This is a genomic window from Shewanella sp. Isolate13 (assembly GCF_022398325.1).
Taxonomy (GTDB): domain Bacteria; phylum Pseudomonadota; class Gammaproteobacteria; order Enterobacterales; family Shewanellaceae; genus Shewanella.
The window spans coordinates 72,545-90,754 of record NZ_JAKEVD010000003.1 but is presented as its reverse complement, the minus strand read 5'-3'; the positions used below and the strand labels follow the sequence as shown (position 1 = coordinate 90,754).

At 45.3% G+C, this 18,210-nt stretch carries 15 protein-coding genes; 9 read left to right on the top strand and 6 right to left on the bottom strand.

Annotated elements, in window-relative coordinates; translation table 11 throughout:
- The first annotated feature begins 292 nt into the window (after positions 1–292).
- Positions 293–928, top strand: a complete 636-nt coding sequence (locus L1D44_RS02790; RefSeq protein ID WP_239888741.1) for a DUF998 domain-containing protein — start codon at positions 293–295, stop codon at positions 926–928.
- Between the two features lie 72 nt (positions 929–1,000).
- On the opposite strand, the gene L1D44_RS02785 is transcribed toward L1D44_RS02790, so the two are convergent.
- Positions 1,001–2,131 carry an S-(hydroxymethyl)glutathione dehydrogenase/class III alcohol dehydrogenase gene (locus L1D44_RS02785; protein ID WP_275660381.1) on the bottom strand — a complete coding sequence of 377 codons (1,131 nt, stop codon included), beginning with the start codon at positions 2,129–2,131 and terminating at the stop codon, positions 1,001–1,003.
- A gap of 619 nt (positions 2,132–2,750) precedes the next feature.
- On the opposite strand from L1D44_RS02785, the gene L1D44_RS02780 reads away from it, so the two are divergent.
- Positions 2,751–3,959, top strand: a complete 1,209-nt coding sequence (locus tag L1D44_RS02780) for an NAD(P)/FAD-dependent oxidoreductase (protein WP_239888740.1) — start codon at positions 2,751–2,753, stop codon at positions 3,957–3,959.
- 120 nt (positions 3,960–4,079) lie between these two features.
- On the opposite strand, the gene L1D44_RS02775 is transcribed toward L1D44_RS02780, so the two are convergent.
- Positions 4,080–4,937: a U32 family peptidase gene (locus tag L1D44_RS02775; RefSeq protein ID WP_239888739.1), complete on the bottom strand. Its 858-nt coding sequence runs from the start codon at positions 4,935–4,937 to the stop codon at positions 4,080–4,082.
- Positions 4,938–4,946: 9 nt separating this feature from the next.
- Positions 4,947–5,948 carry a peptidase U32 family protein gene (locus tag L1D44_RS02770; protein WP_239888738.1) on the bottom strand — a complete coding sequence of 334 codons (1,002 nt, stop codon included), beginning with the start codon at positions 5,946–5,948 and terminating at the stop codon, positions 4,947–4,949.
- A 132-nt stretch (positions 5,949–6,080) separates the two neighbouring features.
- Between L1D44_RS02770 and L1D44_RS02765 the strand changes: the two genes are divergently transcribed.
- Complete coding sequence (locus tag L1D44_RS02765; protein WP_239888737.1) at positions 6,081–6,593, top strand: SCP2 sterol-binding domain-containing protein; 513 nt, start codon at positions 6,081–6,083, stop codon at positions 6,591–6,593.
- Positions 6,594–6,666: 73 nt separating this feature from the next.
- Here L1D44_RS02765 and L1D44_RS02760 read toward each other — a convergent pair whose 3' ends face one another.
- Positions 6,667–8,370, bottom strand: a complete 1,704-nt coding sequence (locus L1D44_RS02760; protein ID WP_239888841.1) for an RluA family pseudouridine synthase — start codon at positions 8,368–8,370, stop codon at positions 6,667–6,669.
- A 227-nt stretch (positions 8,371–8,597) separates the two neighbouring features.
- A complete protein-coding gene (locus L1D44_RS02755; protein WP_220768467.1) occupies positions 8,598–8,852 on the bottom strand; it encodes a YfhL family 4Fe-4S dicluster ferredoxin in 255 nt (84 codons plus the stop codon).
- 252 nt (positions 8,853–9,104) lie between these two features.
- Between L1D44_RS02755 and L1D44_RS02750 the strand changes: the two genes are divergently transcribed.
- The 4 genes from L1D44_RS02750 (at position 9,105) to L1D44_RS02735 (ending at position 13,978) form a co-directional block, all read left to right on the top strand.
- Positions 9,105–10,127: a helix-turn-helix domain-containing protein gene (locus tag L1D44_RS02750; protein WP_239888736.1), complete on the top strand. Its 1,023-nt coding sequence runs from the start codon at positions 9,105–9,107 to the stop codon at positions 10,125–10,127.
- 225 nt (positions 10,128–10,352) lie between these two features.
- Positions 10,353–11,732 carry an amidohydrolase family protein gene (locus L1D44_RS02745; RefSeq protein ID WP_239888735.1) on the top strand — a complete coding sequence of 460 codons (1,380 nt, stop codon included), beginning with the start codon at positions 10,353–10,355 and terminating at the stop codon, positions 11,730–11,732.
- Between the two features lie 211 nt (positions 11,733–11,943).
- A complete protein-coding gene (locus tag L1D44_RS02740; protein ID WP_239888734.1) occupies positions 11,944–12,690 on the top strand; it encodes a DUF3299 domain-containing protein in 747 nt (248 codons plus the stop codon).
- A gap of 46 nt (positions 12,691–12,736) precedes the next feature.
- Complete coding sequence (locus L1D44_RS02735; protein WP_239888733.1) at positions 12,737–13,978, top strand: carbohydrate porin; 1,242 nt, start codon at positions 12,737–12,739, stop codon at positions 13,976–13,978.
- Positions 13,979–14,108: 130 nt separating this feature from the next.
- Here the strand turns inward: L1D44_RS02735 and yegQ are convergent, their stop codons facing one another.
- On the bottom strand, positions 14,109–15,476 hold the full coding sequence (gene yegQ / locus L1D44_RS02730) for a tRNA 5-hydroxyuridine modification protein YegQ (RefSeq protein WP_239888732.1): 1,368 nt from the start codon (positions 15,474–15,476) through the stop codon (positions 14,109–14,111).
- Positions 15,477–15,765: 289 nt separating this feature from the next.
- Between yegQ and L1D44_RS02725 the strand changes: the two genes are divergently transcribed.
- Positions 15,766–16,608 carry an HDOD domain-containing protein gene (locus L1D44_RS02725; RefSeq protein WP_239888731.1) on the top strand — a complete coding sequence of 281 codons (843 nt, stop codon included), beginning with the start codon at positions 15,766–15,768 and terminating at the stop codon, positions 16,606–16,608.
- A gap of 126 nt (positions 16,609–16,734) precedes the next feature.
- Positions 16,735–18,210, top strand: coding sequence for a bifunctional diguanylate cyclase/phosphodiesterase (locus L1D44_RS02720; RefSeq protein WP_239888730.1), 1,476 nt, complete (start codon positions 16,735–16,737; stop codon positions 18,208–18,210).

Genomic DNA, 18,210 nt, shown 5'->3' with positions numbered 1-18,210 from the left:
TCATGAGGAATTTTGTTGACTGAATTTAGTTAAGGTTTTGGGTTTATTCTCTTTTTCTTCTATGTTTTTTAGATTGTTTTTAGCAAAAAACTTGAATTTCTATGGCGCAGATTATAAAAATAACAGTTAGATTACATACTCCTGTTGTAACTGTTTGTTAAAACTCTGAGCTATGCCTCTTTACCATTAGCCGATTCGATATACATTAATATACGTTAATAAAGTGATTTAATAGGGAACTATGCTCGTCAAGAAATACAGTAAAGTTTCAAGGTTAGCATTCAGATTTGGCATGCTTGGTATTTTTGGACAAGTACTGGGGCTGGTGTTATCGGTGCTAATGTTTGAACAGTTTGATGGTAAAAACTTTAGTTTTTTGAGCAATACGCTGAGCGAGTTGGGAAGCTATGGTCACTCCTATTTTGCGGTGATCGTTAATGGTGGGCTGTTTTTCGGTGGGCTTTGTGTGGTGCTGTTTTGCTTACTTAGTCTCCAGCTTAATGCCTCTCCTTGGAGCTATGCTTTTTATGTGAGCCTAGGATTAACCTATCTTGCTTTTGCCGCAACGGGACTGTTTCCTATTAATGTGTATCACCTGCATATTATCGCGATTAAATACTTCTTTATTTTTGGTTGCGTCAGTTTACTACTTTATGGCTTGCAGCAGCTGACTGTCACTGAGGCGCGAGGGACAACCTTGACCTATATTTTTGCCTTGTTTGCCTTCGTTTTTATGACCTCTTTTCTATTACTGCCTTTACTTGAATTGGGCTTTACTGTGGGGGACAGCGCTTTTTACGATGAGATGTTAGCGCAGCCGTCTAGAGCGGAGATCTGGTGGCCAGCCATCATTCAATGGGCTAGCCTAGTCACGTTTCTATTTTGGACGGCTTTAGTGATAAAAACTAAAGCCGTTGACCTTAGTTAGTGAAAAGGTAAGAAATATACAAACGCTCTTAAACACAATAAGCGCCAGAGCGCTTATTGTGTTATCGATTATCTACTTATCAAAGTGAAGCACGGTGCGGATACTCTTACCCGCGTGCAAGAGATCGAATGCGTCGTTAACTTGATCGAGTCCCATAGTGTGGGTGATAAAGTCATTTAATTTGAACTCACCCGCCATGTAACGTTCAACGTATTGCGGTAATTCAGAGCGGCCCTTGACGCCACCGAATGCACTACCTTTCCATACTCGACCCGTTACCAGCTGGAATGGACGAGTTGAGATCTCTTGTCCTGCTCCTGCAACGCCTATGATGACCGACTCCCCCCAACCTTTATGACAGCACTCAAGTGCGCTACGCATGACGTGTACGTTACCGATACACTCGAACGAGTAATCCACGCCACCATCTGTGAGTTCAACAATGACTTCTTGAATGGGCTTATCGTAGTCTTTTGGGTTGATACAATCAGTCGCACCTAACTTACGAGCTAGTTCAAACTTGCTTTCATTGATATCGATAGCAATGATGCGTGAGGCTTTAGCCATCACTGCACCAATAATGGCGGATAAACCTATGCCGCCCATACCGAATATCGCAACAGTTGAGCCTTCCTCAACTTTAGCGGTATTCATTACAGCCCCCATACCGGTTGTTACACCGCAGCCTAATAAACAGACTTCTTCAAGCGGGGCTGCAGGGTTCACTTTCGCTAATGAGATCTCTGGTAGTACGGTGTACTCAGAGAAAGTCGAGGTGCCCATGTAATGGAAGATAGGTTGACCATCTTTAGAGAAGCGTGTAGTGCCGTCAGGCATTAAACCTTTACCTTGAGTTTCACGGATTTTCTGACAAAGGTTAGTCTTACCAGACTTGCAGTACTTACATTCACCGCACTCAGGTGTATAAAGTGGGATCACATGATCACCCACTTTAACGCTAGTTACCCCTTCACCGATAGATTCAACTATCCCGCCGCCTTCGTGGCCAAGAATACAAGGGAAAATACCTTCTGGATCATCACCTGAAAGGGTGAAGGCATCGGTGTGGCAAACACCTGTCGCTATCATTTTTATACGTACTTCGCCCTTTTGAGGCGGCATAACATCTACGATCTCCATAGAGAGTGGTTCGCCAACAGCCCAAGCAACTGCGGCTTTTGATTTGATAGTTTTTGCTGTCATCTTATATTCCTACTTTAAATGAATTTAGCAGTACGGCTTACCACCGTATTTAGTGTGAAAGATTATAACTAATTCCTCAGTGTCGATAATCTCCGTGAAATGCAAATAACTTTTACCTCACGGTAATAATGAGGCGTTTATTTGAGCTGAGGACAAGTCGACGGCTAAAGCCTCTACTATGCATAGTCCACAATAAGCAGAGTGGCTAATATTTGTTCTTTTTGAGCAGTGGTTCTTGGCTCTTATCTCTTCGCTTTTATCAAAGATGGTCAGCTCGCTAAGTGACTAAAGCCATATGTCTAAAGCTGCCAATAACAGCGCTTAAACGGGCTTAATATAGTGCCCATTTTGGCGTACAGCTTAAGCGTTTGATCGACAGTCAATATGAAAGGGGCGTTAAAATCCTTTAAATTCAGTTTGATAACGCTTTTTCACCCGCATGACTATTACTGTCTAGTAAAGGTGATTTGCTTTTTAGCCTAATTGTTCCTGACGTGATGATAACTATAATGAGCGCCATCTAAAGCCTGGCACTGGATCATACCGAACGTATTTCCCTTGAGTCCTAAGGCGATTGTTAAATTATGTCTGCATCTATCGATGCGCAGAGGAAGTTATTATGTCTCGTATTGTTATTGTTGGTGGCGGCGCTGCAGGGCTTGAAATCGCAAGTCTTCTAGGTCGTAGTGTGAACAGCCAAGATGAAGTGATTTTAGTTGAGGGGGAAACCCACCACTATTGGAAGCCTCGTTTCCATGAGATCGCGGCGGGAACCTTTGACAGTGATCTCGATAGCCTGTGCTATTTCACTCACGGCGCAAAAAATGGCTATATGCATTATCAGGCATGGATGATGGATATCAACCGCGCAACCAAGAAGCTTTCGGTCCGTAAACCAAACGGTGACATGGATACACTGGAATACGACTACTTAATTATTGCCATCGGTGCCATTAGCAACGACTTTGCTACCCAAGGTGCAAAGGAGCACTGCTTGTTCCTAGACACCCCAGAGCAAGCTCGGGATAGCTGGCATCAAATCAGTAGCCTGTTACGCTCAGGCCTGAGCCGTACTATCAATATCGTCGGCGCAGGCGCGACGGGTCTAGAGCTTGCGGCAGAGCTTGCCAAAGTTAGCGAGGAGTTAAGCCGCAACCCTTATGCCGCAAAACTTAATATCAACCTGATTGAAGCGGCCGATAGAGTATTACCAAACGGTCCGGTGAAGATGTCAGAGCAAGCATTACTCAGGCTGGAAAAGTATCAGGTTAATGTAATGCTCAACACCCGCATTGCAAGTGTTGAAGCTGATCGCATGACAACCAGTGACGGCCAAGTGTTAAATGCCGATGTGCAGTTTTGGGCGGCAGGGATCAAAGCGCCGGATTGGCTGAGAGAGATTGGCGGGCTACAGAGTAATTCACTTAACCAACTGGTTGTGGAACAAACGCTGGTTACTACGTTCGATTCATCGATTTTTGCACTGGGGGATTGCGCTGCGATTCCACAAGCTGACGGTAGTCAGGTGCCGCCTAAAGCTCAGGCTGCTAACCGAGCGGCGGTACATTTAGCTAAGAGTCTGGTGGCCCATCTAAATGGTAAAGAGTTGAAGCCTTTCGTCTACAACGATGGTGGCATGGTGGTCGCTATTGGACATAACTTTGCCATTAGTACCATGATGAACGACAGATTGATCTTGAAGGGGCGACTCGTGCGTCGTCTCTACGATACGATTTTTCGTCTGCATCAAAAAACCGTGAGCGGTTATCTAGCCATGTCGCGTTTGATTATTTTTAAGCGATTAAAATGTTTATTTAAACCAGCTTAATCATCGAGTAACACCCAACAAAAAAGCCCGCTTACCTATTGATAAGCGAGCTTTTCTTATAAAGCGGGTTATTGGGTAAGCTGGCTAAGGAGTGCTACATAGTTTAATGGCACGGGATGTTTAGCTACAAGCTACTTGGTTAAATCCGGCTGTCTGGTGCCAATAACCGTTACAAGATTGGGTTTTATCGCTGCTTGGTTGCTGAAGAATGTGTTCAGCAATCTCTATACTCTGCAGGCTATTTGGTGACACTCTAAAGTAGTCGACTCCCATCAGCTTCATCTGCTCAACTTCATTGGAGAGATCAATTAAGCTTGCCGATTGGGTTTGAATACCGTTTAGTCTGAGCAGAGGTTGATCATCCATGGTTTGGGCGAGCAATCCTTTAGAATGGGATAAGCACACGATCTGGCAATCGTCTTTTTGCAGTCCCTGTTGCCTAGCGGTAAAGCAGCGTGCAGAGTGAGCCAGTGGCAAGTAGCCATGACCAAAGACTTCCACTTCAAAAGGGATAGGCTGTTCTGTTTCAATAACGCTGGTTAACCACTCTTTAGAAAGCTCGACTGGCATAACGAAGCGCTGCATACCCCATTGGTGCAGTTTCTTTAGTGTGGCGAAGTTATAGTTATTCACAGTTGGGCCGCAGACAAAGGGTAGGTTACGCTCTTTTGCCGCTTGCACCGCGCCCATGTCATTGGCTTCAATCATAAACTCGCCATTATCGACATGCTTTTTCAACTCATTATATTCAGATGGCGCTTCTAGCAGCGCAAGAGTGGAAAGCACGACATTTTTTCCAGACTCTCTTAGCATCTGGGCGAGGGCAAAATAATCTGAAAACTTAAGCTGGCGTCGACGACTACATACGGTTTCGCCTAAGTAAATCAAAGGAATATTGCTCTGGGCAGCCTGCTTATAAAAAGCGTTAACTTTTTCTTTTTCCCAGCAATACTGCAGTGGTCCGAGTGACGTTTTCATTATTATTCCTTATTGCCAGTTACGCTCATAAGCGCCAAGAGTCGTAGTTTGTCCCTCTGAGACCTTTGCTAGTGCCTGATCCCAAGCCTGCTGCGTTTGATATTTTTCTGGTGCAGACATGTAGCTGTCGATAGCAGCGCGCCACACTTTAGTGACCTGCTCAACATAAGCAGGGCTTCGTTGGCGCCCCTCAATTTTAAGCGATACCACATTGGCCTTGGCAAGCTCGGGTAGCAAGCTCAAGGTATTGAGGCTGGTTGGTGATTCGAGAATATGACTTGGACTCGTGTTCTCATCTGTGGTGTAACGACCCTTACATACCACTGGGTAGCCCATCTGCTCATCTAAGCCAGATTTATCGATCAACACATCGTTTAGCAGCGTTAGACGGTCACTGCCGACCTCTTGCCAACGTACGTGTTTAGCTGGCGAGCATGACCCCCCCGTGTTAGGCGATTGTCCGGTGACATAAGAAGAGAGATGGCAACGGCCTTCGGCCATAATACATAGGCTACCAAAGGCGAAAACTTCCAAATCGACAGGGGTGACCTTGGCAAGATCGCGCACTTGCTTCATCGATAGCACACGCGGTAGTACTGCGCGCTCAATATTAAACTCCTCCTTATACAGCGTCAGCGCACCTAAGTTAGTGGCACTGGCCTGTACCGATAGGTGTAAGGGGAGGTGAGGATAACGACTGTGAGCGTAATCAAGTAATGACAGGTCGGCCATGATTAACGCATCGACACCGGTATCGGCTGCAAGATCGATCGCCTGATACCAGCGACTCTCTTCGCCTGGTTTGGGGAAGGTATTGATGGTTAGAAAGACTTTTTTGCCGCATTTTTTTGTGTATTCAGCAGCTTGTTGTAACTTTTTAGGGGTAAAGTTTAACCCTGCAAATGAGCGCGCATTGGTATCGTCTTTTAGACCCAAGTAGACCGCATCGGCTCCTGCATTGAGAGCGGTTTTCAAAGAAGCGAGATTTCCCGCGGGGCACAGCAGTTCCATATGGATGCTCCAAAAAGAATGAAACAGGAGTTTAAAAGGGAATGAAGATCAAATTTTTGATGTAAAACAGGTTTGTGATCATAAAATCTAGGTAATATTCCTTTCTTTGCCACATTTTGGACACATTTCTACATGCAAGGTTTTCCTCCTCATAAGTTAGCGCAACAAATACTCGAAATAGGACCTAAAGTCCTTGCTCGCCCATTAGCCATTGTGCCTTTCGCGATGAAGGCGGAGCTGCTAAAGCGCATCTTAGGCTTGTTACTTGCGGAGCAAGCAGAAGACGATGAGTTGAGTTTTTTAGAAGGCCGCTGGGTTGCGATTAACATTGAAGACTTAGGGTTAACCTTCGAAGTTACTTTTGATGAGTGCTGGCATGTACGACCGCTGCATGGTGCAGAGGTGACCTTTACCGCTCAGTCTAAAGAGTTGTTATTAATCGCAGCGGCGAAAGAAGATCCGGATACACTGTTTTTCCAGCGTAAGCTTTGCATCGAAGGCGACACTGAGCTTGGGCTTGAGGTCAAAAACTTGCTGTTAAGTGTCGAGTTTGATGCCATGCCTGCTGCCATTAGAGTGACAATTGAAAAGTTGGCAGAGACGCTACAAACCTTGCAAGCGAAAGCTCAGCCGAGTTTTGCGTAACTCATTGTCTAAGCATAGCAATTAGGAAGACGGTTTAACCATTTAGGTTAAACCGTATCTCCCAAGTTAAAGGCTAAGGCTCTAGGTTAAAGTCGGCATCGACCTCAAAGGTTAAACGTTCATTGGTCACAGGGTGATTGAGTACCAACCTTTGAGCATGAAGGTGTAATCGATTGGCCTTACTTCCATAGAGATCATCGCCAATAATCGGTAGATGTAAGCCATCATGATGAGCACAATGCACTCGCAGTTGATGGGTTCTTCCTGTGTGGGGATAGAGATACAGCATGGTGTGTTTCTCGCTGCGAGATTTTACCTGCCACACAGTATGGGCATGCTTACCATGCTCATAACACACTAACTGCCGCGGCCTGTCGTCTAAGTCGACTCTAAGCGGTAAGCTAATTTCCCCTTGTTCTCCTTGTACCACACCTGCAACTTGCGCCAGATAACGCTTTTCCACTGTCCGCGCGATAAACTGCTGTGCCAGTGACTTATTGGCATCGCGAGTTAGCGCAATCACCATTAAGCCCGAGGTCGACATATCCAATCTGTGAACGATGAGTGGGCCGGTCGCCTGAGGAAACATCGATTTCATTCGAGCATAAACTGAATCTGTCACACTCTTACCCGGTACAGAGAGAAACTCGGCAGGTTTATTGATCACCGCCATCACCTCATCTTGATATAAAATCTCGATAGATTTGCCTTCGGCGGGATTGCTCAGCAATGGGTTCGGATCCATCTCAACACCTTCGAGCATGTGGCTCAAAATAGGTTGGCATTTACCCTGACATGAACCGTAGAAGTTCTTATGTTGCTTGATTTCAGACTTAGGCGACGCGCCCCACCAAAACTCAGCCATTGCCAAGGGGGTAAAGCCTTGGCTAAATGCAAATTGCAGCAGTTTAGGCGCAGCGCACTCTCCAGCCCCCGCAGGCGGCTGTTGGTTTGGGGCAGAGTTAAAGATCTCGTTGAGATCTTTAAACTCACCAGCAGGGTTTAAGAATCGATACTGGGCAAACAATTTTTTTTGCAATTGATTAGAGAGTTGAGCTCGCTTAGCCTTAATTTCTGCAATTTCACTGAGTAGGTGTTCTAGCTGTAGCGACACCTCGGCACATCGATTATCCCACTCTTGCTTTGCCGCTTTTAGCTGAAATTTCTCAGCCACACTCTCTTTACCTAGTGCAATATTCAGCTCGCTAAGCAATGCAGGGTTTTGTTCTGCTTCTGCAAGAGCTCGGCGCGATTTGCGAGCCTTACGGTTTTCAATAATTTGCGCACGAATCGCCTCTAGTTCGCTATCGGCTTGACTGCGTAACTCGGTGAGCATTACTGTTAAGGCCTCAATTTCAGGCCGTTGTTCCAAGGCTTGGAGTTGCTCTGTCAATTGATTGAGCGTTAACGTCCCCGCTTGAAAGAAACTTCCCTGAGTGAGCATATCGAATACCGGCGGCACAAAACCATTGATTAGGTTTTGCTCGGCGAGTTTGCCGGAAAACGCCGCCAAATAGCCAAGTTCACCGTTTGAACTTCGAACCAGCAATACCCCAAACATCTTGCCAATGGCACCGCTTTTATTGTCGACAGTATTGTCTAAACCAAAGTTATGCTGCCAGTCATTCTGGGTGCTCAAATAGCTTTGCAGCTCTTTGGCGGCCAACAAACATAGCGGGTGTGGCTCGTAATAAAAGGGAAAGGTAAAGCGCTTTGGCAGCTCATAACTATCGATAGCAGACTTGAAACGGGTAAAGCAGTGCTGAGCAGAGTACATGGGCATCTAACATCTATTTGGGAAGGATAAACGAGCGCTAAACAAAACTGGATTAACGGAAATCAACCTAATTAAATTAAGTTCGCACGGCGATAATGCGCGCAATTTTACGTTGTCACGTCGACGAAGTCATTAGTCGGAGAGCGTAAAATAGCGCTATCGTTTTATGGCTTGGCACAAAACAAAAATGGAGCCATCTGGCTCCATTTTTATCATCTAGGCGCCGATTAAACTGGTTTACCTGTGATGATATGATATTTAACTAACAGCTCGTCTTCAGACTCTTTGTGGTCAGGGTCAACTGCGATGCAATCGATAGGGCATACTGAGATACAGGTAGGCTTGTCATAATGACCAACGCATTCTGTGCATAGTACTGGATCGATCTCATAGATCTCTTCCCCCATAGTAATGGCCTGATTAGGGCACTCGGGTTCACACATGTCGCAGTTGATACAGCTGTCGTCGATTAATAATGCCATTGAATTAGCGTGCCTATTAAATGTACTAGAACCCCGTTTCACGGAGTCATCAGAAAGTGATACAGGCTAATTATACCATACAAAGGGCTGCAGACTAGGCTAGTGGCCAGATGAAGCCAGACTATTATCATGCAGCGAGTATGCTTTTAGTCGCGGTTTGGAGCTTAGCAGGATGAAGCGCGGCTTAGCTGATGATATAGACAGGCATTCTATATTGATTTATAACTAAAAAATAATCATTAAGGGGAAGCTATGTCGCCTGATTCTCGCTCGGATCCTAATCATGAAGCAATACCGCTTATTCAGCGACAAGATGTGGTATTTTTTGCGAGTTTGCTCAGAGGGTTAGACGGCAGTATTTATCCTATGTTGCAGCAGGCAAAAGTCCCCGTTGATCTCTATTCTAATGAGAGTGGCTATGACTATCTTCCTGAGAATACGGTTAAAAATCTTATTCAAACTCTGGGCGAAAAGCTCGAACCTCAAGAATTTATTCAACTGATCCAAAGTGCATGTAAAAATATCTATATTCCCCAATTTATTAGGCGATTGACTCAAAAGGACTCATTGAAAGCGGCTTTAGATGAGTTTACTGAGCAATTAAAGATTAATATGACCCACACTCAGGTCTATACCCAATTCACTGGTGGTAGGTGGTGGTTGGTGCGGGAAAAAGAGGGGGTGGATAAAGCTTGGTTCTCCCATGCAGAGTTATTCTCTGCGATATTTATTTGTGAGTTGTTATCAGCGCTAACAAACAATAAGTGGCGACCTGAGCAAGTGGGGGTTCAATCCGCCAATGACGCAGTGTTTTCTCGATTACCCCAGCTGAGTCGAGCGCAGTTTTTCAGCAATAGGCCAGTAACGGCTTTTTCTATTGCAGAAAGTCTAATGAAGGCGCCCGTTACTCATCCCTATATTTCAACAGCAGATCAGGTCGCAGCAGAGCCGAGACAGAGTTGCTTTCTCGGTACTTTTAAGTTGGCTATCCAACCTTACTTGTCGATGGGCAAATTGCCGATTAAGACCGCTGCGCAAATTTTAAATTTAAATGTGAGAACCTTGCAGCGTCGCTTAGCAAAAGAGCAAGTTCAATATGGCGCTGTGATAGAAGAAATGGTGCTTGAGCAAACCTTAGACTTATTAAAGTGCCCCTCACTAAAGATCACCTCAATCGCGATTAGAATGGGTTACTCGGACGCGGCTCATTTTACCCGGGCTTTCAAACGGCAAATGAACATGACCCCCAGTCAGTTTCGGCAGCAGTTCAACTAGCATTAATCACTGTGCAACAACTTAGCTACCCTATATTCACCCGATGTCATCAAGTGGCTATAATATCAACTTGAATTGGGTCACAATTTCATCTAGATTACGCAGTGTTAGCGGTAAGTTGTTGATATGTAATATCTGTAACTGCTAATGCTGTAACGCTTTTCAAAGTATGGAATGTTACGCGAGGTGAAAACTCACCAAGCATGGATAACTTGAGGTGCCCGAATGAAATACCGAACGTTGAAGATGTCTGTTGTTGCTGTTTCTTGCTCACTAGCTTTTTCTGTTAGCGCAGAGTCGACTCTGTTTACCAATGTAAACGTGTTTGACGGTAAAAAAGATGAGCTACTAAAAAACTATCAAGTATTAGTGGTAGATAACAAGATCAGTAAAGTATCTAGCGAAGCGATTTCTGTGCAAGATGCAACAGTGATTGATGGCAAAGGTATGACATTAATGCCTGGGTTGATTGAAGGCCATGGTCACTTACAAATGAATGGCACCTCTTTACCGGATATTGAAAATAACCGTAACTGGGAAGAGTTGGCCGCACGTTCTGCGGCGCGGGCAAAGTCGGCATTGATGTCAGGCTTTACCACTTGGCGTGATGCGGGTGGTATGGGCGCAGGCCTTAAGAAAACCATAGATAGCGGCGAGCTAGTGGGTCCGCGAATTTATCCGTCTGGCGCATTTATTGGCCCAACGGGCTCCCATGCGGATTTTCGCAATTTTACGACGCCTAATGAGACTTTTTATGGCCACAACTCTTCTGGCGGCCGCCTTGGTATGAGCTGCACTGCAGACAGTATTGGCGATATTAAAGCCTGTGCTCGTCAAAACTACATGCAAGGTGCAACACAGATTAAGTTAATGTCCAGTGGTGGCGTGGCGTCATCATTTGACCCTTGGCAGCTCAATGCCTATTCGCTTGAGGAGCTGCAAGCTGCGGTCGAAGTGGCCAATGCCTACGGCTCTTATGCCATGTCACATGCTTACAGTAAGGTCTCGCTGCTGCGCAACTTAGAGGCAGGTGTGAAAACTCTTGAGCACGCCTTTATGTTCGATAAAGACGTTTATAGAGCAATGAAGAAAAATGATGCCTATATGACCACCAATATGACCGCGTTTTCGCCTTACTTAGGTGAAATCGAAGCGATTAACTCCAACCCCGCTTCTGCGCGAAAAGCTAAAACAGCGCAAGCTGCTTTTGGTGACTACATAGACAATGTCAATAAGTATCAGCCTAAGCTAGGCTTCCACGTAGATTGTGTCGGCGGCGTTGCCGCTTGTGAGCAGCAAGCTGACCACTCTATTTACCTCAGTGGCAAGTTCTTCGGTAACCACTACACCTTGATTTCGATGACATCGGTCAATGGTGAAATCGTTAAGTTGGCAGGCGAAGTGTTAGACCCTTACTTTGAGGGTAAGCTTGGGGTTGTCGAAGAGGGCGCATATGCGGATCTGTTGCTTGTTGATGGTAACCCACTAGAAGATCTCACGGTAATTGGTGCTAACGAGAAATGGTTTGATGCCCCTAAGCGTGATGGAATAGAGCCGATGAAGATCATCATGAAAGACGGTGTGATTTATAAAAATACTTTGTAAGTTGACGGGGTTGTCTTAAGGATAAAGGCAAGCCATCTAGCTTGCCTTTTTATCAACAGCCTTTTACTTACAAGCTATTACCTACGGCTGTTATCACTATGCGGGCTCTACAAGCGGGTTTGAACAACCTGTGTGAAGGGCTAATGCTAAAGCCGCTATCACTCTTATCTGTAAAAGCTTATGTGAGAAATCAATTGTTTTAGAGGGCGCGATGAAGAAAGTATTATTAATGTTGTTGAGCTTATCTTTTGCGGTTCATGCTGACTCTGAAATGGCTAATGGACAGCCGTTAGATAGACAAGCACTCGATCTGCAAACAATAGAGGTGCAAGCATTAGATTGGCAGGTGCTGGCGCCAACTATTAATGAGCAAGATGTTAGCTTGCCTGAAGTGACGGAAAGTCAAAAAAGATTACTTGCTACTGTTATTCAACTGCAAGATAGCGCAAAAGCAGTTGATATAGAAAACGCCGTTAAAGCACGCCAACGTTTACTAGATGAAGGTGTCGATGTAGATGCTGCGCTCGATGCTAGAGCACGCTATATGTCGCTGGCTCAGCGAAGAGCCGAGAGCTTGAATAGCGAGGTTAATGGTAAGCATGTCAGCATGTCAGGCTTTGTGGTGCCGACAAAGTTTAACGGCGTCAAAGCGACAGAGTTTCTGTTACTGCCTTATGCGGGGGCTTGTATTCATATGCCGCCTCCAGCGGCAAACCAAATTGTGAAATTGAGCTATCCTCCGGGGTTTGAAGTTGAGAATGTGCAGTTTCCAGTGACAGTGCGCGGCACGATTAACGCAGGTAAGCAAACTGAGCTAGTGCAATTGGTTGACGGCAAAATGAATGTCACTATGGGTTACGCCATGGATGCACTAACGATTGAGAAATATTACACAGATACGATGGAAGCGACACAGCAGCGAGATCACAAAGAGCATCATAAAGGGCATGCTCACTAACTAATTGATACACATGGAATGAAGGCGTGTTAACAAGGAAATCTTTATGAATACAATGCGTTTAGCTGTTTTAATCGGAGCAAGTCTTGCTGGTGGTAGTTTGTTTAGCTTTACTAGTTATGCCAGTACTAGCTTTGGTAGCCCTAATACCGTTGATAACACCATCAAAGATAACACGCGTAAGAAAGAGTCTTGGCGTGAAAACCTAGCAAGTGAACATAACCTGACTTTGGGATTGGATTATCAAGCGCTTGGCTTGTCGGCAAGTTCTCCTACTGAAGGTGGGGATGATAACTCGGCTGCTGGAGTGGCTCGATTTTATGGTTCTTGGAACCTGACTGGATTAGAGAGTGGCAATGTGGGGGGATTAGTGTGGAAAGTTGAGCATAGACATGCTTATAGCGATACCGCGCCTAAAGCCTATTCATTTATTGAGCCTGGGCTTGGGTACATCGGCATGATTGGGCCTGCATATAGCGACCAAGGTGGGCGACTCACCAACCTTTATTGGAAGCAGCAATTTAATCAAGGTAAAACCGCGTTAATGGCGGGTTACTTAGATACCTCAGATTATGTCGATACTTACGCGTTAGCGAGTCCTTGGACAGGGTTTACCAATCTGGCTTTTAGCACTGGTGCGGGCGCAATAGGTTTACCCGACGACGGAGTTTTAGGTTTGGCTGTTGGCCATATGCTTGATGACAATTTTTATATTATTGCCGGGGCTGCCGACGCGAAAGGGCGCTCAGATAAACCAAGTGACGGCTTTGAGACCTTGTTTAACGATCATAAGCTGTTTACCACGTTTGAGTTTGGCTGGACGGCATCTCAAGAGCATATCTATACCGACAATATCCACCTTACCTTGTGGCATATGGACGGTGGTACTCAACATAATCTCACTCAGCCAAGTGAAAGTGGTCAAGGGGTTAACTTCTCCGCCAGCTTCTTTATTACGCCGCAAATGATGCCTTTTATTCGCGGAGGGTTTTCTGAAGGTGATGTGGCGCTATACGATAAATCGTTAACATTGGGTGTGGGTTACTTTGGTTTAGGTCGCGAGAAAAATAACTTAGGTTTTGCGATTAACTTCAGTGAGGTTAATGAGAACTTAGGCAAGGCCTATGGCGTTACTGACGACAAGCAATTTACCTCAGAGCTTTATTACAACATGAGTCTGGGTGAGTTTGTGCAGTTAACCCCTAATATTCAATATATTGATAACCCCGCTATCTCAACAGAAAAAAATACCTGGGTGCTTGGGTTAAGGGCGAGAGTGACTTTCTAACAAGCTTATAGTTAACCAGCTTAAACTGATTCAACCTAAACTAAAAAGGCCTCTAGAATAGAGGCCTTTGTTAATTTGTAACCTTTGTTTTTAGAACGTTTGAATCGCTCTAAAATACAATTTAACTCACTTAAGCTGTAGGCTGATGTGGATTACGGGTATCTTGGCCTTGTGGCAAGTTACGCAATAACACGGCTTTGTCTAGCTCAACACCTGCAGGGACGTCTAGGAATACAAAGTGTCCTGAACCTAGACCAGCCTCAACACTTTCACCTTTGCGGTTAATTAGGCTATCAACTTTGATTGTTAGGTTACCTTGAGGTGTCATCACCTCAACGCTGTCGCCAACAAGGAACTTGTTCTTCACATCAACTTCAGCAAAACCTGCTTCATTACGAACGCCAGTGAACTCGCCCACAAACTGTTGCGTATCGCTGATTGAGTAACCGTAATCGTAATTTTGGTATTCATCATGTACGTGACGACGTAGGAAGCCTTCGGTGTAGCCCCTGTGTGCTAGACCTTCTAGGTTATGCATCAAGGTACGGTCAAAGTCTTTACCCGCGACTGCATCTTCAATCGCTTGGCGATAAAGCTGCGCGGTACGTGCAACATAATAGAAAGACTTAGTACGACCTTCAATTTTAAGTGAGTCGACGCCCATCTTGGTTAAGCGCTCTACGTGTTGAATCGCACGTAGGTCTTTTGAGTTCATGATGTAAGTACCATGCTCATCTTCAAACGCTGGCATATATTCGCCTGGACGTCCCGCTTCTTGAAGCAGTACGATTTGGTCTGAAGGTTGACCCGCGCCTAATGTTGGTGTCTCAATCTGTACTTCAGGGTTAACGGCAACCACATCGCCGCTCTCTGTTTGCTTGGCTTCATGGACATCGTACTTCCAGCGGCAAGCATTGGTACAAGTACCTTGGTTAGGATCACGCTTGTTGATATAACCAGATAATAAGCAGCGACCAGAATAGGCCATACAAAGTGCCCCGTGAACAAATACTTCTAGCTCGATATCTGGGCAGCGCTGACGTATTTCTTCGATTTCATCAAGAGATAGCTCGCGAGAAAGAATGACGCGTTTGATACCTTGAGATTCCCAAAACTTAACCGACGCCCAGTTGATGGCGTTTGCTTGAACCGACAAGTGCACCACTTGATCGGGAAACGCTTCACGTACCATCATGATAAGACCAGGGTCTGACATGATTAACGCGTCAGGCTGCATAGCAACCACAGGCTCCATATCTTTGATATAGGTTTTCAGTTTCGCGTTGTGCGGTGCAATATTGCTGACCACATAGAGCTTTTTATTCAGGCTGTGGGCTTCTTTAATACCAGCAGCCAGATTCTCCATTTTAAAGTCGTTATTACGTACGCGAAGACTATATCTTGGCTGGCCGGCATAAACTGCATCGGCGCCATAGGCAAAGGCGTAACGCATATTTTTTAACGTACCGGCGGGGGATAATAGCTCTGGTTTAAACATAATAGCTTCTCTGTTAACGGATAAGGGCTCGACAATCGGCCGCGCATTTTACTGAATGCGGGTGTGCTAATGCAAGAAAGTCAGCCGTATATAATAAGTGGATTCAGGTCGATCTGAGTCGTTTATTATAAAGTCTTGTGATCTCGTTATCAATTTTTAAGCGATTTGACGCTAATCGTGGCACTTGGTTAAGTATTAGCCCTTTAATAACATTTTGAACACACGCTTAAAGCGTTCTGCTGATATACTCAATTCGCTGCAAATTAATACGAATAGTAAGGGAGTCGGGATGTCTACAGAGCATCAAGTATTAGTTGGTTTGTTGAAAAAGTTAAAATCAGACGCCTTAGTCTTACCTACCTTGCCAGAGGTAGCGATGCGGGTGCAGGAGGTGGTTGGCCGAGACGATGCCAGCCTCAAAGATGTGGCGATGATCATTGGTCAAGACGCGGCAATTTCAGCTCGGGTGATCCGCATCGCTAATAGTGCCCTATACAGCCGCGGGATCCCAGCCGATAACCTTAACGCTGCAATTAACCGTATCGGTTTGATGCAGATAAAGTCGATTGCGACCTCGATAGCGATGGAGCAACTCTTCATCTCGACCAATCAGATGGTGTGGCAGGTGATGGATGAGGTGTGGAACTCTTCAATCGATGTCACCTCGGCTGCATGTGCCATGTTACAGCTATATAATGAGACCCACCCGGGAAGTAACCTTAATTATGACACCATGACACTTGCTGGCCTTGTGCATAATATCGGGGCATTACCAGTGTTGACCGAGGCTGAGGCGCAGCCGGAATTATTCGATAGCATAGAGTTATTGCGTAGTTTGGTTAAAAAGTTGCAGGGGCCGCTAGGCCGTGCAGTATTGAGCAGCTGGGAGTTTTCGCCAGATGTGATGGAAGTGGTCGAACGCTGGGCCGATCTTACTTATAGTGCGGAGCGAGTTACATACTTGGATTTCATTCGAGCTGCGGCTTTTTATACGGGCGAGCTGAAAGCGGGTGCAGATTTAGAGCAAAGAATGGCGGTATTTATTGAGCGCGGCTTACCTGTATCGACCGAAGAGTTAACCAGCGAGAAATTTTTAGAGAACTATCAATCTATTAAGGCTAGTTACGAATAAGTGAGCCCACTAATATAGTGCTAGTGAGCAAAGGTAAACTATAGTGTGTGGTGGCGCTGATGCAGCTAGGCGCTATAGTTTATAACAGAATAAGTTGAGTTTTTAGAACGGATAAAGTACTCATATATGGACAGTTTTAGGATGATTTCCGCTGTGTGTTTATTACTGCTCATTTTGTTAGTATGGGTACTGTGGCAACACCATAGACTGCGTAATCAAGTTAATAAGCTGTTTGACAACCTCTCCCTTAAAGATATCAAACTCTCCTCTAGTCAGGCCTCTTTAGCCGCTAAATTGGCTGGTTTACATGAGTTAATCACAGGGCTCTATACCCAGAGTCGACAAACTGAACGCGATAAACTCACCGAGCTTGATAATCGTTTAAGTATGAAGCGTAAGATGGCAGCCATGATGCCGTTAGATAAAGGGAGTTTGGTGCTACTCGACATTTATCGTTTTCGCTACGTGAATGACCTATTTGGTTTTAACTTTGGTGATGAGTTGCTTAAGCAGATAGCCGCCAGAGTGAGAAGCCTTGCTCCCGAAAGTTCGCTGATTGCCAGGATGAATGAAGATGAGTTTCTTATCTATTTCACCAGTGCAATGACGGAGTCGCAACTAAAGTTGCTTATCGATAAATTACAGCTTCCCTATGACATTTTTGGGAGTATCATCACCACAAGAGTGCAGATGGGACACCTGGCGTTAGAGCCGTTTCATAGTGATATTAGTACCATGCTACGTAGGCTCGACTTAGCGCTAAAAAAAGCCAAGACCCACGACGTGGCACTGTCTGAATACTTGTTGGGTGATGATGCTGTGCAGTTAAGAGAAGTGTCGATTATCAATAGTCTTGCTAAGGCGCTACGTGACGGTGAGCTTTATATGGTGTATCAACCCAAACAAAGCCTTCCCAAAGGAGGCTGCCATCAAGTAGAGGCGCTAATGCGCTGGCAGCACCCATTACTGGGTAATATCTCTCCCGCGGAGTTTATTCCATTAGCCGAATATTCCGGCATGATAGATATCGTTAGCCAATGGGTTTTGGACGAGGTTTTTGCTCAGCAGGCTCTATGGCTGCAAAGGGGTATAAAGCTTCAGGTAGCGGTTAACCTATCGACTCAAGATCTGGGTAACGTCTCTTTGATCAGTGGCATAGAAGCAAGGCTAGAACAGTACCAGTTCAACGCGGATGTGATTTCGATAGAGATCACCGAAAGCAAGCTGATGCAAGATCTTAAGGGGGCGGTTGCCACCATTAAACGTTTACGTCAAATTGGCATCGATGTGGCTATCGATGACTTTGGTACTGGCCACTCCTCGTTGGCTTACCTTAAGTACTTACCTGTTGATGAAGTGAAGATAGATAAGGCATTTTTGGATGATTTAGAAGTTGACGAAAGAGCTCGTCATATTATGGATACCAGTATCCGCCTAGCCAAAGGCCTTGGCTTTAGGGTGACTGTCGAAGGGGTGGAAACCGAAGATGTATTACAGTTACTGCTCGGTATGGGCATCGATAAAGTTCAAGGTGATATTTTTTCGAAGCCTTTAACGGCGAAAGAGTTGGAGTCCCGCTGGTCAAAAATAAGTGAGGCGTAA